The organism is Mycobacterium sp. D16Q16 (assembly GCF_002013745.1).
In the GTDB taxonomy this organism is placed as follows: Bacteria; Actinomycetota; Actinomycetes; order Mycobacteriales; family Mycobacteriaceae; genus Mycobacterium.
This window is the reverse complement of the sequence record NZ_MAEY01000019.1, coordinates 1-24,115: the sequence shown is the minus strand read 5'-3', so window position 1 is coordinate 24,115 and position 24,115 is coordinate 1. Positions and strand designations below refer to the sequence as shown.

At 64.8% G+C, this 24,115-nt stretch carries 22 protein-coding genes; 14 read left to right on the top strand and 8 right to left on the bottom strand.

Going from position 1 to position 24,115, the window contains the following annotated elements:
* Positions 1-69 precede the first annotated feature (69 nt).
* On the top strand, positions 70-1,437 hold the full coding sequence (locus B4394_RS18075) for a DNA polymerase IV (RefSeq protein WP_078312082.1): 1,368 nt from the start codon (positions 70-72) through the stop codon (positions 1,435-1,437).
* Here the strand turns inward: B4394_RS18075 and B4394_RS18070 are convergent.
* Entirely contained in the window at positions 1,402-2,319 is a 918-nt protein-coding gene (locus B4394_RS18070; protein WP_176112820.1) for an asparaginase, read from the bottom strand. The two genes, B4394_RS18075 and B4394_RS18070, sit on opposite strands and share 36 nt — an antisense overlap.
* Before the next feature lie 98 nt (positions 2,320-2,417).
* Between B4394_RS18070 and lspA the strand changes: the two genes are divergently transcribed.
* The 5 genes from lspA to dnaE all read left to right on the top strand — a co-directional run bounded on the left by lspA (position 2,418) and on the right by dnaE (position 9,836).
* Positions 2,418-3,056: a signal peptidase II gene (gene lspA, locus B4394_RS18065; RefSeq protein ID WP_078312020.1), complete on the top strand. Its 639-nt coding sequence runs from the start codon at positions 2,418-2,420 to the stop codon at positions 3,054-3,056.
* Positions 3,053-3,970, top strand: coding sequence for an RluA family pseudouridine synthase (locus tag B4394_RS18060; RefSeq protein WP_078312021.1), 918 nt, complete (start codon positions 3,053-3,055; stop codon positions 3,968-3,970). The genes lspA and B4394_RS18060 overlap by 4 nt, the downstream gene beginning before the upstream one ends.
* Positions 3,967-4,881, top strand: coding sequence for an EamA family transporter RarD (gene rarD / locus B4394_RS18055; protein ID WP_078315867.1), 915 nt, complete (start codon positions 3,967-3,969; stop codon positions 4,879-4,881). Before B4394_RS18060 ends, rarD begins: the two co-directional genes overlap by 4 nt.
* 55 nt (positions 4,882-4,936) lie before the next feature.
* Positions 4,937-6,052 (top strand): FAD-dependent monooxygenase, encoded by a 1,116-nt coding sequence (locus B4394_RS18050; protein ID WP_078315866.1) that lies wholly within the window; start codon positions 4,937-4,939, stop codon positions 6,050-6,052.
* Between the two features lie 226 nt (positions 6,053-6,278).
* On the top strand, positions 6,279-9,836 hold the full coding sequence (gene dnaE, locus B4394_RS18045) for a DNA polymerase III subunit alpha (protein ID WP_078312024.1): 3,558 nt from the start codon (positions 6,279-6,281) through the stop codon (positions 9,834-9,836).
* Here dnaE and B4394_RS18040 read toward each other — a convergent pair.
* The gene (locus B4394_RS18040; RefSeq protein WP_078312025.1) at positions 9,807-10,190 is read right to left on the bottom strand and encodes an ArsR/SmtB family transcription factor; all 384 of its coding nucleotides are present in this window, start codon (positions 10,188-10,190) and stop codon (positions 9,807-9,809) included. The two genes, dnaE and B4394_RS18040, sit on opposite strands and share 30 nt — an antisense overlap.
* A 175-nt stretch (positions 10,191-10,365) precedes the next feature.
* On the opposite strand from B4394_RS18040, the gene B4394_RS18035 reads away from it, so the two are divergent.
* Positions 10,366-10,782, top strand: coding sequence for a DUF5313 domain-containing protein (locus B4394_RS18035; protein WP_078295613.1), 417 nt, complete (start codon positions 10,366-10,368; stop codon positions 10,780-10,782).
* 7 nt (positions 10,783-10,789) lie between these two features.
* On the opposite strand, the gene B4394_RS18030 is transcribed toward B4394_RS18035, so the two are convergent.
* The 3 genes from B4394_RS18030 to B4394_RS18020 are packed head-to-tail and all read right to left on the bottom strand — an operon-like array spanning position 10,790 to position 12,609.
* Positions 10,790-11,608 (bottom strand): DUF6498-containing protein, encoded by an 819-nt coding sequence (locus tag B4394_RS18030; RefSeq protein ID WP_078315865.1) that lies wholly within the window; start codon positions 11,606-11,608, stop codon positions 10,790-10,792.
* Positions 11,609-11,610: 2 nt separating this feature from the next.
* Positions 11,611-12,369: a hypothetical protein gene (locus tag B4394_RS18025; RefSeq protein WP_078315864.1), complete on the bottom strand. Its 759-nt coding sequence runs from the start codon at positions 12,367-12,369 to the stop codon at positions 11,611-11,613.
* Positions 12,370-12,402: 33 nt separating this feature from the next.
* Entirely contained in the window at positions 12,403-12,609 is a 207-nt protein-coding gene (locus tag B4394_RS18020) for a hypothetical protein (protein WP_078315863.1), read from the bottom strand.
* A 157-nt stretch (positions 12,610-12,766) separates the two neighbouring features.
* On the opposite strand from B4394_RS18020, the gene B4394_RS18015 reads away from it, so the two are divergent.
* The gene (locus B4394_RS18015) at positions 12,767-13,204 is read left to right on the top strand and encodes a nitroreductase family deazaflavin-dependent oxidoreductase (protein WP_078315862.1); all 438 of its coding nucleotides are present in this window, start codon (positions 12,767-12,769) and stop codon (positions 13,202-13,204) included.
* Positions 13,201-14,460 carry a threonine ammonia-lyase IlvA gene (ilvA, locus tag B4394_RS18010; protein WP_078315861.1) on the top strand — a complete coding sequence of 420 codons (1,260 nt, stop codon included), beginning with the start codon at positions 13,201-13,203 and terminating at the stop codon, positions 14,458-14,460. The genes B4394_RS18015 and ilvA overlap by 4 nt, the downstream gene beginning before the upstream one ends.
* A 6-nt stretch (positions 14,461-14,466) precedes the next feature.
* Here ilvA and glgX read toward each other — a convergent pair whose 3' ends face one another.
* Together glgX and sucT are read right to left on the bottom strand one after the other, a co-directional pair.
* Positions 14,467-16,608, bottom strand: a complete 2,142-nt coding sequence (gene glgX / locus B4394_RS18005) for a glycogen debranching protein GlgX (protein WP_078315860.1) — start codon at positions 16,606-16,608, stop codon at positions 14,467-14,469.
* Between the two features lie 40 nt (positions 16,609-16,648).
* Positions 16,649-18,829: an acetyltransferase SucT gene (gene sucT / locus B4394_RS18000; protein ID WP_078315859.1), complete on the bottom strand. Its 2,181-nt coding sequence runs from the start codon at positions 18,827-18,829 to the stop codon at positions 16,649-16,651.
* 122 nt (positions 18,830-18,951) lie between these two features.
* Here sucT and B4394_RS17995 point away from each other — a divergent pair, with 122 nt between their 5' ends.
* From B4394_RS17995 to bioD, 3 genes are read left to right on the top strand one after another with little or no spacing between them, the layout of a single operon-like run.
* A complete protein-coding gene (locus B4394_RS17995) occupies positions 18,952-20,268 on the top strand; it encodes an adenosylmethionine--8-amino-7-oxononanoate transaminase (protein WP_078315919.1) in 1,317 nt (438 codons plus the stop codon).
* Positions 20,269-20,298: 30 nt separating this feature from the next.
* The gene (locus B4394_RS17990) at positions 20,299-21,444 is read left to right on the top strand and encodes an 8-amino-7-oxononanoate synthase (RefSeq protein ID WP_078312033.1); all 1,146 of its coding nucleotides are present in this window, start codon (positions 20,299-20,301) and stop codon (positions 21,442-21,444) included.
* Entirely contained in the window at positions 21,441-22,124 is a 684-nt protein-coding gene (bioD, locus tag B4394_RS17985) for a dethiobiotin synthase (RefSeq protein WP_078315858.1), read from the top strand. The genes B4394_RS17990 and bioD overlap by 4 nt, the downstream gene beginning before the upstream one ends.
* Here bioD and B4394_RS17980 read toward each other — a convergent pair.
* Positions 22,117-22,758, bottom strand: a complete 642-nt coding sequence (locus B4394_RS17980; RefSeq protein WP_078312035.1) for a TetR family transcriptional regulator — start codon at positions 22,756-22,758, stop codon at positions 22,117-22,119. The two genes, bioD and B4394_RS17980, sit on opposite strands and share 8 nt — an antisense overlap.
* A gap of 113 nt (positions 22,759-22,871) precedes the next feature.
* Between B4394_RS17980 and bioB the strand changes: the two genes are divergently transcribed.
* Both bioB and bsaP read left to right on the top strand, forming a co-directional pair.
* Complete coding sequence (gene bioB, locus B4394_RS17975) at positions 22,872-23,870, top strand: biotin synthase BioB (protein WP_078315918.1); 999 nt, start codon at positions 22,872-22,874, stop codon at positions 23,868-23,870.
* A gap of 17 nt (positions 23,871-23,887) precedes the next feature.
* Positions 23,888-24,115 (top strand): biotin synthase auxiliary protein BsaP, encoded by a 228-nt coding sequence (bsaP, locus tag B4394_RS17970; RefSeq protein ID WP_139360283.1) that lies wholly within the window; start codon positions 23,888-23,890, stop codon positions 24,113-24,115.

Sequence of the window (24,115 nt, the reverse complement as noted above, 5' to 3'; positions counted from 1 at the left end):
CTCGGCATGCTGAGCTCGATCGGTGTCGCCCCGCAGGGTGGCGTCCGACCTGCGCCATACGATGATCGCGTGTGTGCTGCCGGTCGATGGGTTCTGCACCTCGACATGGACGCCTTCTTCGCCTCGGTCGAGCAGCTGACCCGGCCAACCCTGCGGGATCGTCCGGTCCTCGTGGGCGGTACCGGAGGCCGGGGAGTGGTGGCCGGGGCGAGCTATGAGGCCCGCGTTTTCGGTGCCCGCTCGGCGATGCCCATGCATCAGGCGCGACGACTGGTCGGCATCAACGTCGTGGTTCTGCCGCCTCGTGGCGCGGTGTACGGCGTCGCCAGCCGGCGGGTGTTCGCGACGGTGCGTTCGATGATCCCGGTACTCGAACAGCTGTCCTTCGACGAGGCCTTCGGCGAGCCCGTTGAACTGTCCGGGGCCACAACCGAAACCGTGGCGGAGTACATCGGCGAGCTTCGTTCACGGGTGCTCGCCGAAACCGGGCTCACCGCGTCGGTCGGGGCAGGGTCTGGGAAGCAGCTTGCCAAGATCGCATCGGGATTGGCCAAACCCGACGGGGTGCGGATCATCCCGCCCGAGGAACAAGGCTCGTTGCTCGCCGATCTCCCGGTGCGCAAATTGTGGGGGATCGGGCCCGTGGCGGAGGAACGTCTGAATCGTTTGGGAATCAATACCATTGGTCAGCTAGCGGCGTTGCAGACCAGCGAGGTGGCCTCGGTGCTGGGCGGCACGATCGGCCCCGCCCTGCACCAGCTCGCACGTGGTGTCGATGAACGCCCCGTGGCCGAACGTGCCGAAACGAAACAGATCAGCGCGGAATCCACCTTTGCCGATGACCTGACCACTCTCGATCAACTACGTGAGGCCATCGAACCGATCGGAGCGCACGCACATCGGCGGCTCATCAAGCACGGTCGCGGCGTACGCACCGTCACCGTGAAGCTGCGCCGCTCGGACATGAGCATCCTGACCAGGTCGGCGACGCTGCCCTATGCCACCACCGAACGTGCCGTGCTGATGTCGGCGGCACGCCGGTTGCTCCTGGACCCCGTCGAGATTGGCCCCATTCGCCTGGTCGGCGTGGGATTCTCGGGATTCTCCGACGTTCAGCAGACCTCACTGTTTCCGGATCTGGACCAGACCGAATCGGTGGCCGAGACCGACGAGGCCCCGTCCGCCGCGGCGCCCGAGCCGAGCGCCACGAGCTGGGGTATCGGTGACGACGTCCTCCATCCCGAGTATGGCCACGGCTGGATTCAGGGCACCGGACATGGCGTCATGACCGTGAGATTCGAGACGCGAAGCAGCGGACCCGGCATCGCGCGCACCTTCGGCGTCGACGACCCGGGTGTCACCCGCGCTGACCCGGTGGCGAGTCTGGACTGGCCGGGTGAGTCAGCCGAGCCGCTCCACGACGGAGACGAGATCTGATCCGGTGGCCAGGGCCGCCATCAACAGCACGCGGGCTTGCCCGGATCGAAGCCGGGGCACCATCACCCCACCGGCATCTACCAGTTTCTGCCCCGGCGCGTAGCCGGGCGCCAGCGCACCACCCGGTACCCGGGTGGTGACAAGGACCCGGATTCCATTCTCAATCTGACGCGAAACAGATTCGATGACAACGTCATTGGCGTTACCGGCGCCCATCGATTCCAGTACCAGGCCCTGTGCGCCGGCGCGCACGTAGGAGTCGACGGCCGCCCCGTCGGCCCCGGGGTAGAGGCTCACGATGTCGACGCGGGGTAACGCGGCGCGGGTCACGGTGCCGAGGAACGGTGAGGGTGCATCGCCGCTCTGTACGAACACGCCGTCGCGCACATGACCGATGGGGGCGACACCGGCGAAGCCGGCGGGCGCTGCCAGATCGACCTTGCGGATGCCCAGCGCCGGATACACCTGTCCGGCGAAACACACCACCACACCCAGATCCTCACCGCTCGCGGCCACCGTCAACGCATCCCGCAGATTGCCCGGCCCGTCGGATTCTGGGTGGTCGCCACTGCGCTGCGCCCCGGTGAGAACGACGGGTACCGGCACCGCGCACGTCAGCGCGAGCCAGAGCGCGGTCTCTTCCAACGTGTCCGTGCCGTGCGCGAGGACAACCCCGGTGGCCCCGCTTGCGATATGTCCGCGGATCGCGGCGGCGATCTGTTGCCAGCGCTGCGGGGTCATTTCCGCGCTGTCGACGGCCATCAGATCGTGGACGGCGACATTGCCGTGTCCCGCGGCGGCGAGCAGGTCGTCTCCCGAACTGCGGTGGCGGGCGATGCCATCACTGCCTACCGCGGTCGCGATGGTTCCGCCGGTGGTCAACAGCACAAGGGTCGGTGACGAGCCTCTGGGGCGAACAACATCGGGCACAGCGGCGATCATCGCAGACAGGGTGCGCGGCGTGCCCCCCTGAGTAGGGGATGATGGGTGACGTGAGTGACGAGCCCGAGACCGCCCCGAAGCCCAAGCGGCGGATAAAACTGCTGCTCATCGTGGCGGCGGTGGTGCTCGCGGTGGATGTCGTCACCAAGGTCCTTGCCGTCAAACTGCTGCAGCCGGGCAAGCCGGTACCGATCATTGGCGACACCGTCACCTGGACGCTGGTACGCAACTCCGGTGCCGCGTTCTCCTTTGCCACCGGCTACACCTGGGTGCTGACCCTCATCGCGATGTCGGTCGTCGTGGGAATCCTGCTGATCGGCCGCCGGTTGGTCTCCACATGGTGGGCCATCGGTCTGGGCATGATTCTCGGCGGTGCGCTGGGCAATCTCATCGACAGGTTTTTCCGGGGCCCCGGACCACTACGCGGCCATGTGGTCGACTTCCTGTCGGTGGGGTGGTGGCCGGTCTTCAACGTCGCCGACCCCGCGGTGGTGGGTGGAGCGATTCTGCTGGTCGCGCTCTCGCTGTTCGGATACGACTACGACAGCGACGAGCGCTCGACGCGCGGAGCATCGAGCGAGGTGAGCGCGGCGGGCGAGCGCCCGGCCGAGGATCAGAGCGACCAGGTGGACACCGAGAACGCCGACGCGCAAACTTCCCAGACCAAGCCGTCATGACCTCGCGTTCCCTGCCGGTGCCCGACGGCCTCGCCGGTATGCGCGTGGACGCCGGGCTGGCGCGCCTGCTCGGCTTGTCCCGCACGGCTGCGGCCACCCTCGCCGAAGAGGGTGCCGTGCTTCTGGATGGTGTCGTGGTCGCCAAGTCCGAGAAACTCACCGCAGGTACCTGGCTGGAAGTGACGCTCCCCGAGCCCAAGGCCCCGCCGGAGAATCGGGTCGAGGCCATCGAGGGCATGAAGATCCTGTACGCCGATGACGATTTGGTGGCCGTCGACAAACCCGCGGGCGTCGCGGCCCACGCCTCTGTCGGCTGGTCTGGTCCCACCGTGCTCGGCGGGCTCGCGGCCGCCGGTTTCCGGATGACCACATCCGGTGTGCCCGAACGCAAGGGAATCGTGCACCGCCTGGACGTCGGGACATCCGGGGTCATGGTCGTGGCGCTGTCGGAGAAGGCCTATACCGAGCTCAAACGCGCCTTCAAGTACCGGCGCGTCGAAAAGCGTTATCACGCTCTTGTCCAAGGACACCCGGACCCGTCCAGCGGCACCATCGACGCCCCGATCGGGCGGCATCGGGGTCACGACTGGAAATTCGCCGTCGTCGAAGACGGACGCCATTCCATCACCCACTACGACACCCTTGAGGCGTTTGTGGCGGCCAGCCTGCTGGACGTGCACCTGGAGACCGGTCGCACCCACCAGATCCGGGTGCATTTCTCGGCCATCAAACACCCCTGCTGTGGCGATCTGACCTATGGCGCGGATCCGACGCTGGCCGCCAAGCTTGGGCTGGAACGTCAATGGCTGCATGCCAAATCGCTGGCCTTCACCCACCCGGGAGACGGCCGCTGGATGGAGATCACCAGCGAGTACCCGGAGGATCTGGCGCACGCACTCGACATCCTGCGATGAGTGGGGCCGTCACGACGCCTGACCAGAACCGCCTGAAGTCCGGATACCTGTTCGGTGCGGGCGCCTATGTGATGTGGGGATTGTTTTCGGCATTCTTCCCCCTGCTGGAGCCGGCGAGCGCGCTGGAGATCCTGGCGCACCGGATGATCTGGACACTGCTGCTGATGGTGATCGTCGTCGCCGTCTCCCGGCGGTTACGTGACCTCATCACGATGGGAAGGCACAACTGGGGCCTCCTTGTCGGCGCCTCAGTTCTCATCGCCCTCAACTGGGGTGTCTACATCTATGCCGTCAACTCCGGGCACGTGCTCGACGCCGCACTCGGATACTTCATCAATCCGTTGGTGACGGTGCTGTTGGGTGTCCTGATCTTTCGGGAACCGCTCAGTAGATGGCAGCTCCTGGCGCTGGTGCTGGCGTTCATCGCGGTAGCGGTGCTCACGGTGAACTACGGGCAGCTGCCGGTCATCACATTGATACTGGCCGTTTCGTTCGCCGGATACGGAGCCATCAAAAAGACGGTGACCGTCGATCCACGCGTGAGCCTGACCGCCGAGGGCATCGTCGCGGCGCCATTCGCCCTCGTCTACCTGGTGTTCCTCGGTGTCAACGGTCAGCAGCATTTCCTCGGCTACACCCACGGCCACACCGCGCTGATGGTGCTCAGCGGTGTGGTGACGGCGCTGCCGTTGCTGTTGTTTGGTACTGCGGCACAACGCATTCCGCTGGTGACTCTCGGACTCCTGCAGTACCTAACGCCAACGCTGCAGATGCTGTGGGGTGTGCTGGTCAAGCATGAGGCGATGCCGCCGGAACGCTGGGTGGGCTTCGCGCTGATCTGGGCGGCGCTGACGATCTTCACGGTCGACACCGTGCTCAGGGCGCACCGGACACAGCTCGCCACGACCTGACACACACCGAACATCGTCGGGGCACAATCGCGGCGCAGCGGGCTAGCGTCGCGTTGTGCGCATTGCGGTCATCGGGGGCGGGCTCGGGGGACTGACCGCGACGATCAGTCTGAGCCAGGCGGGCCACGAGGTGACGCTCTTTGAGCAGCGTGAGCGGTTCACCGAGGTCGGCTGCGGTATTAGTGTGTGGCCCAACGCGATGCGTGCGCTCGACGAGCTCGGTCTTGGCGCGGAAGTGCGCGCACATGGGGTCCACCACTGCAGCGGAGCATTTCTCACCCGGGCCGGGGAACGGCTGTTCGAGCCCGGCGCGCGGTACTTCGAGGCGTTCGGGGATACCTGCGTGGTCCATCGCAAGGAACTCGTCGGGATCCTGGCGCGGGCTGTGCCACCCGAGAAAACGGCGTTGGGCACCAAGGTGACCGGAGTCGGACTCGACGGCGAGGTCGTCGCCGACGGCGAACGCCACCTCTTCGACCTGGTGATTGGCGCCGACGGGCTCCACAGCGTCACGCGCCGAGCGCTCTGGCCGGAGGCGCGGCCGCCGCGATACACCGGCTACTCCATCACCCGATTCGTCACGGTTCCGCTCGGTGACCAGCAGCCGCGGTCCCAACTTGAGCTATGGGGCGACCGGGCCCGTTTCGGCTACTTCCCGATGTCCGGTGGGCGTGCCTATTGCTACGGATTCCAACCGGCCGAGTCGGGCAATCCGAACCTGTCCCTCGACCCCTTTCGGCAATTCCCGGCGCCGGTGGCCCACCTCCTGGATTCGGTCGGTCCTGAAGGCGTTCTGCAGCATGACAGTTATGACCTGCCCAACCTCGAAACCTTCGTAAAAGGCAAGGTTGCGCTTTTGGGCGATGCGGCGCACGCGATGACGCCCAACATCGGGCAGGGAGCGTGCCAGGCGCTGGAGGATGCCGTCACCCTGGCCCGGGTCTACCCAGACATGCGGGCATACGACAGGCTGCGCCGACGCCGAACGCAGCGGATCGCACGCGATTCTCGCCGGCTCGGCGCCATGGGGCTCGTGTCGCATCCGTTGTTAACTCCACTGCGTGATGTGGCGATGCGGACCACGCGGGGTATGTCCCTACGACAGATGGACCGAGTGCTGCGGTGGGTGCCACCACCGCCCCGGGGCTCGTCGACAAATCCGTTGAGGTGATGTGCGGGGTGCGCGGCGACACCGCGCGGGCCGAGCCGCGCTTCCAGCTATGGTGTTGTCGTAGGTTCTCACCGTTGCTGGCGGGGCTTTTGTGACCGTTGTGATTCGGGTAGCTGGATGAGCCAGGCGACACACCCCCGACACGCCCGAGACTGTCGGACCCTCGCCATAAACTGACCCCTCTAGCGATTGACGCCCCCATCGTGGGTCGGTACGAAAGGCACGTGTGAGCTCCTCGAATTCTTCGTTCGTGCACCTGCACAACCACACCGAGTACTCGATGCTCGATGGTGCCGCGAAGATCAAGCCGATGCTCGCGGAGGTGGAGCGCCTGGGCATGTCGGCGGTCGGCATGACCGACCACGGAAACATGTACGGCGCGAGCGAGTTCTACAACGTGGCCACGGCCACCGGGGTCAAGCCCATCATCGGCATCGAGGCCTACATCGCACCCGCCTCGCGGTTCGACACCAAGCGCGTCTTCTGGGGCGATCCGGGACAGAAGTCCGATGACGTGTCCGGTTCGGGTTCGTACACCCATATGACGATGGTCGCCGAGAATGCGACGGGCCTGCGCAACCTGTTCAAGCTGTCCTCCCTGGCCTCGTTCGAGGGTCAGCTCGGCAAGTGGGCCCGGATGGACGCCGAGCTCATCGCCGAACACGCGAGCGGCATCATCGCCACCACCGGATGTCCCTCGGGTGAAGTGCAGACCCGGCTACGGCTGGGACAAGAAGACGAGGCGCTTGCTGCTGCGGCTAAGTGGCAGGAGATCTTCGGTAAGGACAACTTCTTCCTGGAGCTGATGGATCACGGGCTGTCCATCGAGCGCCGGGTGCGCGAGGGCCTGCTGGAGGTGGGCAAGAAGCTCGGCATACCGCCCTTGGCCACCAACGACTGTCACTACGTCACCAAGGACCATGCGCATAATCACGAGGCGTTGCTGTGCGTGCAGACCGGCAAGACGATGTCGGACCCCACGCGTTTCAAGTTCGACGGTGACGGCTACTTCCTGAAGCCGGCCTCCGAGATGCGTGACTTGTGGGACGACTCCGTCCCGGGCGCGTGTGACAACACCCTGCTGATTGCGGAGCGGGTGCAGTCGTATGAGGATGTCTGGAGCTTCAAGGACCGCATGCCGGTGTTTCCGGTGCCGGAAGGTGAAGACCAAGACTCCTGGCTGCGTAAGGAAGTCGACCGCGGGCTGGAGCGTCGCTTCCATGGCATTGCCGGCGGAGTGCCCGACGAGTATTTCACCCGTGCGCACTACGAGCTCGACGTCATCAAGCAAAAGGGCTTTCCCGCATACTTTCTCGTCGTCGGCGACCTCGTCACACATGCCAAGGAAGTCGGTATCAGGGTTGGCCCGGGCCGTGGATCGGCGGCCGGATCGCTGGTCGCCTACGCGCTCGGCATCACCAATATCGACCCGATCCCGCACGGGCTGCTGTTCGAGCGCTTCCTCAATCCGGAGCGGCCGTCGGCACCCGATATCGATATCGACTTCGACGACCGTCGCCGCGGCGAGATGGTTCGGTATGCCACCGATAAATGGGGCAGTGACCGGGTGGCACAGGTCATCACCTTCGGCACGATCAAGACCAAGGCGGCGCTGAAGGACTCGGCACGTATCCACTACGGGCAGCCAGGTTTCGCCATCGCCGACCGCATCACCAAGGCGCTGCCACCGCCGATCATGGCCAAGGACATCCCGGTGTGGGGTATCACCGACCCGGAACATGAGCGGTACAAGGAAGCCGCCGAGGTTCGCACCTTGATCGACACCGATCCGGACGTGCGCACCATCTTCCAGACCGCACGCGGCCTGGAAGGGCTGATCCGTAACGCCGGTGTGCACGCGTGCGCGGTCATCATGAGCTCGGAGCCACTCACCGAGGCGATTCCGCTGTGGCGGCGCGCGCAGGACGGCGCCATCATCACCGGCTGGGACTACCCGTCGTGTGAGGCCATTGGCCTGCTGAAGATGGACTTCCTGGGGTTGCGCAACCTCACCGTCATTGGTGATGCGCTGGACAACATCAAGGCCAACCGGGGCATCGACCTGGACCTGGATCATCTGCCGCTGGAAGATCCGGCCACCTACGAATTACTGTCCCGCGGTGACACCCTCGGTGTGTTCCAGCTCGACGGCGGGCCCATGCGGGATCTGCTGCGCCGCATGCAGCCCACCGGTTTCAACGACATCGTGGCCGTGCTGGCGCTATACCGCCCCGGCCCGATGGGCATGAACGCGCACAACGACTACGCCGACCGCAAGAATGGTCGCCAGCCGATCAAGCCGATTCACCCCGAGCTGGAAGAGCCCCTCAAGGACATCCTCTCGGAGACCTACGGTCTGATCGTCTACCAAGAGCAGATCATGTTCATCGCCCAGAAGGTCGCCTCGTACTCGATGGGTAAGGCCGATGCGCTGCGCAAGGCCATGGGTAAGAAGAAGCTCGAGGTCCTGGAGGCTGAGTACAAGGGCTTCTACGAAGGCATGACCAACAACGGCTTCTCCGAAAAGGCCGTTAAGGCGTTGTGGGACACCATTCTTCCGTTCGCCGGGTACGCATTCAACAAATCGCATGCCGCCGGGTACGGATTGGTGTCGTTCTGGACCGCCTATCTCAAGGCCAATTACCCGGGCGAATACATGGCCGGCCTGCTCACCTCCGTCGGCGACGACAAGGACAAGGCCGCCGTCTACCTCGCCGACTGCCGTCGTCTGGGCATCACGGTGCTGCCCCCAGACGTCAACGAGTCGGTGCACAACTTCGCATCGGTGGGCGCGGACATCCGCTACGGCCTCGGCGGTGTCCGCAATGTCGGCGCCAATGTGGTGCAGTCGCTCATCGCGACCCGAGAATCGAAGGGTGCCTTCACCGACTTCTCCGACTACCTGCACAAGATTGACATCGCGGCCTGCAATAAGAAGGTCACGGAATCGCTGGTGAAGGCGGGGGCCTTTGACTCGCTAGGGCATTCCCGCAAGGGGCTGTTCCTCGTCCAGTCCGATGCCGTCGACTCGGTGCTGGGCACCAAGAAGGCCGAAGCGATGGGGCAGTTCGATCTCTTCGGCGGTGCGGGCGACGACGACGCCGACGCGGCCAACGTCTTCGCCATCAAGGTGCCGGACGACGAATGGGAAGAGAAGCACAAGCTCGCCCTCGAGCGAGAAATGCTGGGCCTGTACGTATCCGGGCATCCACTCAATGGGGTGGCACACCTGCTGGGTCGCCAAACGGACACCCAGATTCCCACGATCCTCGAAGGCGATATCGCCAACGACACCCAGGTGCGTGTGGGCGGGATTCTCGCCTCGGTCAATCGTCGCGTGAACAAGAACGGCATGCCCTGGGCGTCCGCGCAGCTGGAGGACCTCACGGGTGGTATCGAGGTGCTCTTCTTCCCGCAGGCCTACTCGGTCTACGGCGCCGAGATAGCCGACGACGCGGTGGTTCTGGTGAACGCGAAGGTGGCGATACGCGATGACAGAATCTCCCTGATCGCCAATGACCTTGTGGTGCCCGACTTCTCGCAAGCATCGGACGACCGTCCGGTCGCCGTCACGTTGCCGACCAGGCAGTGCACCATCGACAAGGTCACCGCACTCAAGCAAGTGCTGGCGCGGCATCCCGGTACCAACCAGGTCCATCTGCGTTTGATCAGTGGGGAGCGCGTCACCACGCTGGAGCTCGATCAGTCGCTTCGGGTGACGCCGTCGTCGGCCCTGATGGGGGATCTCAAGGCGTTACTCGGGCCGGGCTGCCTGGGCGGCTAGTTCTCCACGGCGGCTCTGCGCGACCTCCGCGGAGACGGGATCGAGCCATTCGGCTTGATCGGCGACCACGCCGGTCAAGATCTTGCGCGCGGTGGCCAGCAGCTCCGCCACTCGTGGTGATGTCAACGTGTACAGCACGGAGAGTCCTTCGCGACGGGCTGTCACCAGGCCGGCACGCCGGAGCACGGCCAACTGCTGCGACAGATTCGCTGCCTCGATACCTACTTCGGGCAACATCTCCGAGACGGCCCGATCGCGTTCGCTGAGCAGTTCCAGCACACGTATCCGCACGGGATGTCCCAACGTCTTGAAGAAATCCGCCTTCATCCGATACAGCGGCTGACGTGCATCCATCTCAAGTCCACCTCACCACACAACAACTTGCATAGATTAGCAACCCGACAACACCGCGGGACAGGGGCGCGTCTATAGTTCCTGACGGCGCTCGTCGGGGCCCTAGCGGTATTCAGCAGGGGCTGTATTACCGGCCCCTTCAGCGAAGCGCTGCCTCAGACGCGCAGGAGTTGGTATGACGACCGATCGGCCCACCGCAGGGCAGTACATCACCTACGCCTACGGAAGGCGATTGCCCGACTCGATGCGGGACTGGGTGGCCAACGATCTGTCCGGTCCCGGGGCCATTCGGCGGCACATGATCCGATACGTGATCCCGCCGCATTTCATCTTGGCTCCGTTTTGGCTCCTACCGGGTGGATTGCTCCTGCACGTCGCGATCACCCTGCCCATCTACGTCTGGGCGATCCTGATGACGCACGCTCTCAACAAGATTTGGCGCCGTTACCGGTTGGCCCAGCACGATCTGGATCCCAAGCTCGCCGACATCGGGAACCGCGAGAAGCACGCGCGCAAGCACGAGACCTATGCCCAGCGCTATGGTGCGCGCCCGGAGTCGAACGACACCTACTCCAGCAGCGACCCGATCTGACCAGCGGTTAGCGCCGCTTCCCCGTCCACGGCTCTTCGTTCTTCTTTCGGCGTGCGGTCTCGTCCTTGCGGTCTTTGACCCATTGCTGCTCGAAAGTCAGTCCTGGACGTGCGCTCGGGATCCGATTCATCGCACCACTGAGCCAGCGGGGCGGGGTAGCGGGCTCCCATTGCGGGAAGGTGACGCTGAGCGAATACATGGTCTTCAGGACGACGAACACCCCGAACAGTGCTGACGGTGCGTCGGTGACAGCGACCGCGAACATCCCGAAGATCAGAGTGAGATGCACGACGGCAACTCGCATGAATCCGCGACTCGCCATCACTTCCAGCTGCCAGAAGGACCATCGGCGCAGGGAGGGGAGATCCACCAGAAAGTCGACGGCCAGCGCGATGAGCACCTGGAGGCACCCGAATCCCACACTGCGCCAGTCGATACCGATCAGTGCGGCCTTGCCGTTGTGGGTGAGCAGAAAAATGATGACCGCGAGAAAGAACCCATGCGCCGCCGAGAACACGAGCGTCGTGAACAGGAATCCCTTGACGAAAGAGGTGCGTGAGTAGCTCCGGTCCGGCCCGGGTGCCTCGTACCGGAAGTGTCCGCGGCGCGGACTCCACCGCTTGTGCAGCAGGGCCCGGAGTGCGACGAACATCGATGCCACCACGGTCTCGAACCAGTAGACCGCGAGCGTCGTGCCAGCCGACCAGCCGCCCACGAACCAGCCGGTAAGTGGAATCGCGTTCACCGCGATCATCGTGGCCAGGTGAAGAACCCGGTTGAGGGTGCCGGGGTCGTCCGATGTCGGGACGGAGTCCTGTGAGATCACGGCTAGCCCAGAATGTTCACGGCGCGGGCGAGCACCAGTGCCACTGTGGATAGCGCCACGATTGATTGCAGCGTCATCAGCATCTTGGCCCACCGCGAGAGCGGCATGGTGTCGGTGGGGGAGAACGCGACGACGTTGGTGAAGCTCACGTACAGGTAATCGGGGAATTTCGGCCGCCAATCCGGCGGCGCGAGTTCGGGATTGGCCATCTGGGGAAACATGAAGTCAGGATGCGGGCGTTCGGGGGTGCGGCGGGCGAAGGGGCCGCCACGGTCAAACTCCCAGTACCACATACCGAATACGATGACGTTGGTGATGAAGATCGCCAGACCACTGCCGAGGAGCACGCGCGGGTTGTCACCCATCTGCCCCGTCACGATCTTGTAATCCAGCAGTGCCGCCGAGATGGTGTTGTCGGCGGTAATGGCAGCGATCAGCAGATAGGTCGCCCAACGCCCGAGAGTCGTTGACCGCGTGAACTTTATCGGGTTGAGGATCACCAGAACGAGCAGCAGCGCGAACTCAAGAGCGGGCAATGGCCAGCGCGGCGTCAGATTGAACTGTGCGGGGATAGCCAGCTGCAGGCCGATCGCCGCCAGGAGAGCGGCGAGAACCGGTATTCGGCTTTCGGGGGCACCAGGGCGCAGCCAGGACGGCAGATGTTTTTCGGCGGCCAGCACGTCATCGGTCACCTCGTGGGCAAGCCGTTCCATGCGCTGCCCGACAGGGCGTTCGGCAGCCGATTCACTTGGCGAAGACATGGGGATGTATTACACCCCGTGGAGAGGTTCCGCTCAGTGAATGAGCGAGCCCGCGAGCCAGACCATGCTGGCCACGGCACTGGCGGAGAGTGCTGCGGTCGACATTGACGCCACCAGCAAGAGCGCTGCCACGAAGACTGCCGTGCCGGCTCCGAGGGCCAGCAGCTTGTAGGGGGCCCATGCCGCGCCCGCGACATCCACCGACCGCACCCCATGTGCCGCGCGCTCGAAGGTTGTCATAAATAGAGGATATGCCTAACGGGGAAGTTCGGTCAACCGAACACTCCGGTCATGGGTGATAGAACAAAGTCGCGGGGGCAGTCGGGTGCTGGCGGGCTCCCCGGCGTTCTCGTTATCGGCGTGATTCCCCTGTAGATGGAGCGATACAGTTGTCGGCATGCCATTAACCGGTGAATACGAACCCAGTGGACTCGATTGGTCGCAGAAGCAGGTGGCCAGGATTATCGAGAGCGGGACCACCGACGGCATCACCATCGCGGACATGCCGGTCATCTTGCTGACCACGCTGGGTGCCAAGTCCGGCAAGCTGCGCAAGATCGCACTCATGCGGGTGGAGCACGACGGCGAGTACGCCATCGTCGCCTCGCTGGGCGGCGCACCCAAGAACCCCGTGTGGTACTACAACGTGAAAGAGAACCCGCTCGTCGAGCTGCAGGACGGCAGTATCACCAAGGACTACCAAGCCCGCGAGGTCTTCGGCGACGAGAAGGCGCCATGGTGGGACCGTGCCGTGGAGGCGTACCCGCCGTATGCGGAATACCAGACCAAGACCGACCGTCAGATCCCGGTTTTCGTGCTGACGCCAGTCTCTTGAGCACGGCCCAGGCCGTCACTGCCAGCGATATCGATGCGGCGGCCAAACGCATCGACGAGGTGGTGCACCCGACTCCCGTCCAGCACGCCGATCGGCTTTCCGCGCTCACCGGGGCCAACGTGTATCTCAAACGCGAAGATCTGCAGTCGGTTCGGTCGTACAAACTGCGCGGCGCCTTCAACCTCTTGATGCAGCTCAGCGACGAGGAGAAGGCCGCCGGTGTGGTGTGCTCCAGCGCGGGTAACCACGCGCAGGGATTCGCGCTGGCGTGCAAGTCGATGGGCGTGCATGGTCGTGTGTACATCCCCAGTAAGACTCCTAAGCAGAAGCGTCAGCGAATCATCTACCACGGCAACGGATTCGTGGAGCTCATCGCGGTGGGACATGGTTACGACGAGGCGGCTGCGGCGGCCAAGGCCGATGCCGAACGTACCGGTGCCACCCTGGTCCCGGCATTCGACGATCCCCGGACCATCGCCGGGCAGGGCACCATTGCCGCCGAGATCTTGGACCAGCTTGACGTTCATCCGGACGTCGTGGTGGTCCCTGTCGGCGGCGGTGGGTGTATCTCCGGAATCGTGACGTACCTGCGGGAGCGGGCGCCGCAGGTACGGGTCGTCGGTGTTGAGCCGGCGGGCGCCGCATGTATGGCCGCCGCCATGCGGGCGGGTGGGCCGGTCCCACTCGACCATGTTGACCCCTTTGTGGACGGCTGCGCTGTACAGGTTGCCGGAGCGGTTCCATACGGACTACTGGCCGCGGCAGGTGAAGCGCTCACCTTGATGACCGTTGACGAAGGCGCGGCCTGCACGGCGATGCTCGAGCTTTATCAGAACGAGGGCATCATCGCCGAGCCCGCAGGTGCCCTGTCGGTCGCCGCGTTGCCAGAACTGGACCTGACTCCGGGGGAGACGGTTGTCTGCCTGATTTCCGGTGGGAACAACGATGTTTCGCGGTACGGCGAGATCCTGGAGCGCTCGTTGGTGCACCTGGGACTCAAGCACTACTTCCTCGTCGACTTCCCGCAGGAGCCGGGTGCGTTGCGCCGATTCCTGGGGGACATACTCGGGCCCAACGACGACATCACGCTGTTCGAGTACGTCAAGCGGAATAACCGCGAGATGGGTGCGGCCCTGGTGGGCATCGAGCTCAGCAATGCCGACGATCTCGCGGGCTTGCTGGATCGGATGTACGCGTCGGACCTCGATATCGAACGGCTGGAACCGGATTCGGCGGCGTTCCGCTATCTGACGTAGCGCCGGCTATCCGCTCTTGCGCAGGACGACCAGGGCGCGGTCCTGTACGCGCACGGCCTTGCCGGCGTCAACCACGGCCGAGCACTGGCCGTCCGGTTCTCCGGTGTCGAGCACCGCAGTCCATTGCGTCGCGTAGTCGCCGTCGGGCGTCACGAAATCCAGTGGCTCGTCATAGGCGTTGAAGCACAGCAGGAATGAGTCTCCGGAGACGCGTTCCCCGCGTGCGTTGGGTTCCGGAATCGCATCGCCGTTGAGGAAGACGGCCAGACTCTTGCCGAAACCGCTGTCCCAGTCGGCGGTGGTCATTTCCTCGCCCGCGGGTGTCAGCCACGCGATATCCCGTACTTCCTCGCCCTCGCGAATCGGTCGTCCGGCGAAGAAGCGGCGGCGGCGGAACACAGGGTGCTGTTTACGCAGCGCGATTACCGTTCTGGCGAATTGCAGCAGGTCAGAATTCGTCGCAGCCAGCTCCCAGTCCATCCAGGACAGCGTCGAATCCTGGCAGTACACATTGTTATTGCCCAGCTGGGTGCGGCCGATCTCATCGCCATGCGAGAGCATCGGCGTGCCCTGACTCAGCACCAGGGTCGCGAAGATGTTGCGCATCTGGCGCGCGCGCAGCGCGATAATCGCCGGGTCGTCGGTGGGACCCTCCACACCGCAGTTCCACGAGCGGTTGTAGGTTTCCCCATCCTGATTGTTCTCGCCGTTGGCCTCGTTGTGCTTTTCGTTGTACGAGACCAGATCTCTCAGGGTGAAGCCGTCGTGCGCGGTGACGAAGTTGATGCTCGCACTGGGACGGCGCCCGGTGGCCTCGTACAGGTCGGAGGAGCCAGTGAGCCGAGAGGCGAACTCTCCGAGCGTCGCGGGCTGTCCACGCCAGTAATCGCGGACGGTATCGCGGAACTTGCCGTTCCATTCGGTCCACAAGCCGGGGAAGTTGCCCACCTGGTATCCGCCCTCGCCGATATCCCAGGGCTCGGCGATCAGTTTGACCTGACTGACGATCGGGTCTTGCTGCACCAGGTCGAAAAAGGCGGACAGGCGATCGACGTCATGCAACTCGCGGGCCAGGGTTGAGGCCAGGTCGAACCGGAATCCGTCGACATGCATTTCGGTGACCCAGTAGCGCAGCGAGTCCATGATGAGCTGCAACGTGTGCGGGTGGCGAGCGTTGAGACTGTTTCCCGTCCCGGTGTAGTCGGTGTAGCGCGCGAGGTTGTCGTCGTTGAGTTTGTAGTAGGCGCGATTATCGATGCCGCGGAAACTCAGGGTTGGGCCGATGTGATCGCCCTCGGCCGTGTGGTTGTAGACGACGTCGAGGATGACCTCGATACCCGCCTCGTGCAGAGCGCGAACCATTGCCTTGAATTCGGCGACGGCGCCGCCCGCGTGCGGCGACGACGCGTACCCCGCATGCGGAGCCAGGAATCCGAAGGTGTTGTACCCCCAATAGTTTCGCAACCCGAGGGCAATCAGCCGGCTGTCGTGGAAGAACTGGTGCACGGGCATCAGTTCAATGGCGGTGACACCGAGGGAACGCAGGTGCTCGATGACGACCGGATGCGCCAGACCGGCGTAGGTGCCTCTGAGCTCCTCGGGAACCCCTGGATGAGTCTGTGTCATGCCCTTGACATGGGCTTCGTAGATGACCGTCTCGTGGTACGGGGTGCGCGGGCGACGATCCGAACCCCAGTCAAAGTACGGGTTGATGACGACGGAGGTCATGGTGTGGCCCAGCGAGTCTCGCGCGACTAGTGCCTCGGTGTCCAGTGGATCGGTCTGGTAGGACAGCAGCGGCGGATCCGCCTCGGGGGTGTAGCCGAACTCGCCGTGAAAGGCCTTGCCGTACGGGTCGAGGAGCAGCTTGTTGGGGTCGCAGCGGTGCCCGGCCTCAGGCTCCCAGGGACCGTGTACCCGGAATCCGTAACGCTGGCCGGGGGAGATGGTCGGCAGATAGCAGTGCCACACGTACCCGTCGACCTCATCGAGTGGCACTCGGCTTTCCGTGCCGTCCTTGGCGATGAGGCACAGCTCGACGGCCGTGGCCACCTCGGAGAACAGTGAGAAGTTGGTACCGGCTCCGTCGTAGGTGGCACCCAGTGGATATGGGTTGCCCGGCCATACCTGAAGTGGTGGCAGGGTCATGCTGATAGACCCTATCGGTCCGGGGTCGGGACCGCGCGGCTCACTTGCCCGGCGGGGCCGTCCGCCACCACCCGGTCGCGAGCGCGATCTGCCGTCCCAGTTCCTTGGCCATGGTCCGCATATAGGTCGCCGAGATGTGGTGAGAATCGTGATACACCAACACGTTTCCTTCCACCACGCGGCATTTGTCGGGACGGCACACGGCCTTGGTCATGTCGAGGATCTTCAGTAGCGGGAACTGGTTCGCGATGGCGAGTGTGGGATTGGCGTCGTCGAGCGCGCGATTGCGATCCATGGCGCATGAGTCGGAGTTTCCGCCTGCGGAGATGCAGTCGGCCGCGGTGTAGGTGGTGCCGTCCTTGTCGATCAGCCACGGGGTATCGCGCATGCCGAGAACAGGGATTCCAGCCTCATCGAACGCCGTCCAGATGCCCATATAGCTATCGGGCATCACATCACCAGTGCCCAGGGCCGAGCGGGGGCGGGTGGTGGTGGTGAACACGTAATCGGGGTGTTCCTTGATCAACCGTGACATCACCTCGTCGACCCACTTCTTGCAATCGGGGTAGGGGTCGTTCGACCCGGCGATACGAGGGACCTCTTCGGTGCTGAGCGGGCAGCCCATCTTGAGGTATGTGGTGATCTTGAAGTTGTGCTGGCGGCCCAGGATGTCGAGCGCGGTGATCCAGTGCTCGGCGTGTGACCCACCGGCCAGCGCGATGGTGCGCGTCGCGTGCGGATTGCCGTAGGTACAGGAGATGACCGCCCGATTCCGGAAATCACTGATGCAGTCCTGTTCAGTGGTCATCGGTAGATCGTCGGAGGCCTCCAGCGTGGTGGGCCGCATCGGCAGATCGGGCACGCGGTCGCCGTACAGCAGGGCTCCCGCGCCCGGGTAGTCCCGTGGACGCAGGCCGGACAGCTCCTTGCCGTTGGATCGCTGCACGGTGACGTGTTCGAGCCAGGTGAACGAGGTGGCGGTCAGCGCGACCGCCGTCACCACGATCGCTGTGCCCAGCGCCAGGGTGGGGCGCCGCAGCCTGGTCCACAGCGTGGAGGATTCTGGGAGTAGCCGGGGGTACCGCAGGGGAGTCTCAACGTATTTGTTGGTCAGGTAGGCCAGCGCCAGGGAGATGCCCAGAATGGCGGCACCCTCCCACAACGAGACCTTGGGTTGTCCGCTGTAGACCAACCAATAGACCAGCAGCGGCCAGTGCCACAGATACAGCGAGTAGGCCAGCGACCCCAGCTCAACCAGCGGCCTGGTGGCGAGGAATCGGTTGGCGATCGGTTGTGGGGTGTCGGTGGGCAGGTTTGCCGCCGACAAGATGAGGACGAGGGTGGCGACGACGGGCACCAGCGCCAGCGGGCCTGGGAACTCGCGCACACCGTTGATGAGCGCACCGCAGGACAGAATCGCCGCCACGGCGATGAGGCCGAGCACCTGGCGAAGCCACATCGGCCAGCGCGTCCCCGCCACCAACGCGCCCACCAGCACACCGAGCAGCAGCTCCCAGGCACGCGCGAACGTGTTGTAGTAGGCGATCGACTGGAAGTCGAGGTGGGCGTAGATCGCGTATCCGAAGGATGTGGCGGTCAGGCCAGCGATGACGGCGATGAGAAGGGGGCGCATGTACCGGCCGAGTGGTTTGCGCAGAAGAACGGCCAGTAGGTACACCAAGGCCAGGAAGCCGACGTAGAACTGCCCCTGCACCGACATCGACCAGAGATGCTGCAGCGGGCTCACCGACTCGCTGGCCGCCAGATAGTCGGCGGCGGTATTGGCGAGCTCCCAGTTCTGGTAATAGCCCAGGCTGGCCAGGCTCTGCTCGGCGAACGTTTCCCACCGAGTTTCCGGCTGCACCAGGACAGTGAGGACGGCGCAGGCCGCCAAGACGAGAACCAGCGCGGGGAGCAACCGTCGAACCAGTCGTTTCAGTACCGGTATCGGGTTGAGGGATGCTCCCTGTGTGGTCGCTGTGCGAAGTAGCTTGCTGCCGTAAAAAAAGCCCGAAAGGGTTAAGAAGACATCAACTCCGCCCGACACCCGGCCGAACCACACGTGAAACACCGCGACCAGAAAAATGGCGATACCGCGCAAACCATCGAGGTCATGGCGGTAAAACCCCTTGTCGCTCTTCAGTTTTGGGGTGGCGTCGACCGCCGGGGCGGGTGGCACCTCGGGATCGGTCATAGGCTTGGTTGCTGAGACGAAGAACATTTTCGCCCCCAATGTACCCATGGTTGCCGAGAGTCTCCGCAGGTGCGCGCCAACGGCGTGTGCGCGTGAGGCGAATGGCTCCGTATCGAGGGTCTGTGACAGGCTCGACGACTGTGCCGAGGTTGACACCGGATGAGATCGAAGCAGTCGATGCCGCGCATGTGTGGCATCCGTACAGCGGCATCGGCGATCCCGACACAACCCAGCGGCCACTGGTGGTGACCAGTGCCAGTGGTCCGAACATCACCGTGGTGCGCGATGGCCGTCCCGCGGAGGTGCTCGACGCGATGAGCTCGTGGTGGTCGTGCATTCACGGCCACGGTCACCCCGAACTGGATCGCGCGGTGACCGAGCAGGTGGCGTCGATGAGCCACGTCATGTTCGGAGGGCTAACCCACGAGCCTGCGGCGCGGCTCGCGCAGCTGCTGGTGGAGCTGACCCCGCCCGGTCTGGAAACGGTGTTCTTCTCCGATTCGGGGTCCGTATCGGTAGAGGTGGCGATCAAGATGGCGCTGCAGTACTGGCGCAGCCTGGGACTGCCCGCCAAACATCGACTGATGACCTGGCGTGGCGGCTACCACGGGGACACCTTCACCCCGATGAGTGTGTGTGACCCCGAGGGCGGCATGCACTCGTTATGGACCGATGTGCTGGCCAAACAGGTCTTCGCCGAGCGGGTCCCCAGCGCGTACGACGAGGAGTACACCCAGCGTTTCGAGGCAGAGCTGTCGGAGCATGCCGCCGAACTCGCGGCCGTCATTGTGGAACCGGTGGTGCAGGGTGCCGGGGGCATGCGGTTCCACGATCCGCGCTACCTGGCAGAGCTGCGCGCCATGTGTGACAGGCACGGTGTGCTGCTGATCTTCGATGAGATCGCGACGGGCTTCGGACGCACCGGTGAGCTGTTCGCCGCCGATCATGCCGGGGTGAGCCCCGACATCATGTGCGTCGGCAAGGCCATGACCGGCGGTTATCTCACTTTGGCCGCCACCCTGTGTACCGCCAAGATCGCGCGCACCATCAGTGATGGCGCGGCGGGCGCACTCATGCACGGCCCGACCTTCATGGCCAATCCGTTGGCATGTGCGGTAGCGGTCGCCTCGATCGAACTACTGCTCTCCGGGGACTGGAAGTCACGGATCGCGGAGATATCCGGGGGATTACGCGCGGGCCTGGCACCCGCCGCAGACCTCGACGGGGTCGCCGACGTGCGCGTGTGTGGTGCCATTGGAGTCATCGACATGGAACACCCGTTGGGCACGGACGGTATGCGCGTCGCTACCAACGCGGCATTGGACGAAGGCGTATGGCTGCGCCCCTTCCGGACCTTGATTTACACCATGCCGCCGTACATCTGCGATCAGGGTGAGATCCATCGAATCACGCGCGCGATGGTGAGCGCTGCGACGGCGGTAGGAGCCGCATCGGCGGTGCGCTAACCTGAACACCGTTCAGGAGAGGAGGCGCCGGTGGGCGAGGCATCATCACCGCTTGCCTGGTTGGGTGAGGTCGAGCGTCAACGGGAGGCTGCCGGACTGCGCCGGCGGCTTCGTACCCGCAGCGCCGCCGAGCCCGAGATCGATCTGGCGTCCAACGACTATCTGGGCCTCGCGTGCCATCCGCAGGTCATCGAGGCCGGCGTCGAGGCGCTGCGGATGTGGGGTGCCGGATCCACCGGTTCACGCCTGGTCACCGGCAATACCGAGCTGCATGAAGAGCTGGAGCGCGAGCTGGCGACCTTTATGGGCGCGCCCTCGGCGCTGGTGTTCTCCTCGGGCTATACCGCCAATCTCGGAGCGGTCGTCGCGCTTTCCGGTCCCGGAACGCTCATCGTCTCCGATGCGCGCACCCATGCCTCGCTGATCGACGCGTGCCGCCTATCGCGGGCACGGGTGGTCGTGACTCCGTATCGCGACACCCAGGCGGTGGCGGCGGCTCTGGCGCAGCGTCCCGAAGAACGCGCACTGGTTCTCACCGACGCGGTTTTCAGCGCCGATGGTGCGCTCGCGCCGCTGACCGAGCTGCACCGGGTCTGCCGTAGTCATGGAGCTGTGTTACTTGTCGACGAGGCGCATGGACTCGGCGTACGCGGGGTCGGGGGGCGCGGTCTGGTCTCCGAAGTCGGTCTCGCCGGCTTCGACGATCTCGTCGTCACCGTCACACTGTCCAAGGCTCTGGGCAGCCAGGGTGGGGCGGTGCTGGGATCAGAGGCGGTCCGGGCACACCTCATCGATGCCGCCCGGCCGTTCATCTTCGACACCGGGCTCGCTCCTGCCGCGGTCGGGTCGGCGTTGGCGGCGCTGCGGCTCATGGCCGACGAACCGGAACGGGTCCGCGCGGTGCTCGACCACGCGGCGACGCTGGGTCAGTGGTGTGGTGTGGCGGACACGCCCGAGTCCGCGGTGGTGCCGGTGGTACTCGGTGACCCGACGATCGCGTTCAACGCTGCCAAGGCATGCCTGGATCAGGGGGTGCGGGTGGGCTGTTTCCGTCCGCCGTCGGTCCCCGAGGGGCAGTCACTGCTACGCCTAACGGCCCGGGCCTCGCTTACCGGCGCCGATATGGATCGCGTGCGTGAGGTGCTCGCCGGAGTATTGGCGCTGGCCCGCCGGTGACGATCCTCCTGGTCACCGGAACATCGACGGGAGTGGGTAAGACGGTGGCAACGGCGGCGCTGGCCGCGGCCGCGGTGAGTCAGGGCATCGACGTGACGGTATGCAAACCGGTGCAGACCGGTGAGGACCGTGACGCCGATGAGGTTGCCCGCCTGTCCGGAGTGACACGCGTCGAGACCTTGGCGCGTTATCCCGAACCGCTGGCTCCCGTGGCGGCGGCGTCGCGGGCCGGTCTGGCCTTGCTCGACCACGTCCAGATGGCCACGTCGATCTTCGCCCTCGATCGCCCCGGGGCATTGACACTGGTTGAGGGAGCCGGAGGTCTGCTGGTGGAGCTGGCCGCGGGTGGTAAGACGCTGCGTGATCTGGCGATTGTTCTCGACGCGCCGGTGCTGGTGGTGACGACCGCCGACCTGGGCACCCTGAATCACACCGCCCTCACGCTGGAAGCCCTTGCGGCGCAGTCAGTTCCCTGTGCCGGGTTGGTGGTGGGGAGTTTCCCGGCAGAGCCGGACCTGCCGCAGCGACTCAACCGTGAGGAACTGGCGAATCAGTTCAAGACGCCGGTGCGCGCGGTGATTCCCGAGGGGGCGCCGCGGCTGATGCCCGCGGCGTTCGCCGAGCTGAGCGTGGCGCTTTTCGACCCGCAGTGGGTGTCTGAGCTGGTGGCCGCTAGCTGATGGGGCTGGACTGGCGGGCCAAATGGTCGATCCCGTCCACAAGCAGGCGCACTCCGAAGCCGAACTGCGCGGTGGGATCGGCCAGCGCCGCGCCGTCGGCGAGGTATGACTGGCCATCTTCCAGTGCGCCGGCAGAGTCCCACTGCAGCCGAGACTGTTCGTCGGCCACATAACCCAGCACGTAATAGACGATGCTGCGGGCGGCCAGTGCGGCGGGTACCGCACCTAATCCCGAGGTGACAGCGGCCTCGGCCAGGCGATTGAGCACCGTGATCATGTGGGAGGTTTGGCCCGAGGCGAAGCTCGCCGACACCAACTCCGCGCCGTCCTTGTGGGAGAGCAGTGCGTCGCGCAGCGCGGAGCACAGGAAATCGACGCGCTGCTGCCACGGCACATCACGACAATCGGTTTCCGCCAACGGCGCCAACACATGATCGGCCACCGCGCCGAGCAGCTGCTGTTTGTTCGCGAAGTGCCAGTACAGCGCGCTCGGTGCGATATCGAGTTCGCGGGCGAGCCGGCGCATCGTCAGATCCGCGATTCCGTAGTCGTCCAGAATCGCGGTGGCCCGGCGCACCAGGTCGTGTCGGTTAAGCGGGGCAGTGCGCCCCTTGTTTGGCTCGGTGATGGCAATACTCTAACCTGAACACCGTTCAGGATTGGGACCGTCAGAGACAAGACATAAAGACAAGACACTGTGAGGAGTGCTGCGTGACTCAGGCAGCCGAAGCAACCACCGCGGGCGACATGGATCGCGACGTACTGGCCATCGCCCGTGAGCAGGTGCTCGAGCAGGGGGTAGGCCTCACCCAGGATCAGGTGCTGCGGGTGCTACAGCTCCCCGACGACCGCCTGGAAGAGCTGCTGGCGCTCGCGCACGAGGTTCGGATGCAGTGGTGCGGCCCGGAGGTCGAGGTCGAGGGCATCATCAGCCTCAAGACCGGTGGCTGCCCCGAGGACTGCCATTTCTGTTCACAGTCCGGTCTGTTCGCGTCCCCTGTGCGCAGCGCCTGGCTCGATATCCCGAGCCTGGTCGAGGCCGCTAAACAGACCGCGAAGTCCGGTGCCACCGAGTTCTGCATCGTGGCGGCCGTGCGCGGTCCCGACGAGCGCCTGCTTGCTCAGGTCGCGGCCGGTATCGAGGCCATCCGCAATGAGGTCGACATTCAGATCGCCTGCTCGCTGGGCATGCTGACCCAGGAGCAGGTCGACCGCCTCTCGGCGATGGGTGTGCACCGGTACAACCACAACCTCGAAACCGCCAAGTCGCATTTCCCCAATGTGGTGACCACCCACAGCTGGGAGGAGCGTTGGGACACCCTCAGGATGGTTCGCGAGGCGGGCATGGAGGTCTGCTGCGGCGGCATCCTCGGCATGGGCGAGACGCTGGAGCAGCGCGCAGAATTCGCCGCGAACCTGGCCGAGCTCGAACCCGATGAGGTTCCGCTGAACTTCCTGAACCCCCGCCCCGGAACGCCATTCGGCGACCTCGAGGTGCTCCCCGCCGCGGACGCACTGCGTGCCGTGGCGGCATTCCGTCTCGCGCTGCCGCGCACGATGCTGCGCTTCGCCGGCGGACGCGAGATCACCCTGGGTGATCTGGGGGCCAAGCAGGGCATTCTGGGCGGTATCAATGCCGTCATCGTCGGCAACTACCTCACGACACTAGGCCGTCCGGCCGAGGCGGACCTGGAACTGCTAGTCGATCTGCAGATGCCGATCAAGGCACTCAACAGCAGCCTGTGACCAATAGCCTGTACGTGATGGGTACAGAACCGGTAGCCGCCGGTAAGTACAACGTGTACACCGGCGAATCGATGGACGGGTCGACTGGACTGTTTGTGCCGACAGCGGCACAACTGGGCTTGGAGCCGCCGCGGTTTTGTGCGGCATGTGGGCGGCGGATGATCGTGCAGGTGCGCCCGGACGGCTGGCACGCAAAATGCTCGCGACATGGCGAGGCGGATTCCAAGCAGCTTGAGCAGCGATGA